Below are 1,094 nucleotides of genomic sequence, written 5' to 3'. Positions count from 1 at the left end.
TGTACTTCCCCGTGAGGTTGTGAACGCGGTCGGCTGGTGAGAGTCCCCCGATGGCGGTGTGGGCTCGGTGGTGATTGTAGTCATGTAAGAACGCTGCGTACGAATCCTCGCGAGCACTCTCACTGGCATACGGTCTCGCGTAGGCCCATTCGTTCATCAGCGTCCGGTTGAACCGCTCGACTTTCCCATTCGTCTGCGGACGGCGAGGCCTCGTCCGCTTGTGCCTGACCCCATCTCCGAGGGCTTGCTGGAAGTCTCCGGACCGGTAACAAGCCCCGTTATCGGTCATGACTGCTTCGATCGCGACACCGATACTGGTGAAGAACCTGTTCGCCCGCTTCCAGAAGCCTGCTGCGGTGTGTTTCTTCTCGTCATTGAGGATCTCGGAGTACACCAGCCGGGAGTAGTCATCGACGGCGTGATGCAGGTACCGATACCCCCGCGACGAAGGCTGCCCGGCACGCGCGGCTTTGCCCCGTGAGGACTGGACCTTCCGGTCCTGGCCCGATCCGCGGCCATGAGCCCGCCAGCCGCCACCGTCAGGGATGCGGCCAAGCTTCTTGATGTCGACGTGGACCAGCTTGCCAGGCTGATCGACCTCATACCGGTGAGGTGCCGGCCGGCGGACCGGCAGGCCGGTGGCCTGATCGATACAGTCCAGCTTCGGCATCCGGTAGCGGGCCAGGACCCGCCCGACGGTCGAGCGTGGCACGCGCAGGTGATAGCCGATCCGGTGCGGCCCCCATCGGCGGTTGAACCGCAGCGCGATGATCCGTCGCTCGGTACGTGCGCTGAGCCTGTTCGGGCTGTAGTGCGGACGGCTCGAGCGGTCAGCCAAACCGGTCCCTGCCCGATGCCGGCTCACCCAGCGAGACACCGTTGCCGGGGACACCTGGAAGCGTTCAGCAACGCGTCGCTGGGGCCAGCCGTGATCGACAACAAGACAGACGAGCCGGCGCCTACCCTCGATGGTCATCGGGGCGTTACGGTGTGTCATGGAAGACCTCCGGGTCAGGGTGCGTGTCGTTACCCACCTCGATACCGGGGGTCTTCTCTGACCTCAAATCCCGTTCACAACCTCCCGAGGAACTACA

At 64.2% G+C, this 1,094-nt stretch carries 1 protein-coding gene; it reads right to left on the bottom strand.

The annotated features are described in order from the left end of the window. Window positions 1–997 (bottom strand): IS481 family transposase (locus GC119_RS10860; protein ID WP_151953142.1); only part of this gene is annotated, 997 nt, incomplete at its 3' end. Window positions 998–1,094: the final 97 nt, after the last annotated feature.

This window comes from Brevibacterium sp. Marseille-P9724 (assembly GCF_902500275.1).
In the GTDB taxonomy this organism is placed as follows: Bacteria; Actinomycetota; Actinomycetes; order Actinomycetales; family Brevibacteriaceae; genus Brevibacterium.
The sequence above is the reverse complement of the archived record's forward strand: the minus strand, read 5'-3'. Positions and strand labels throughout refer to the sequence as shown.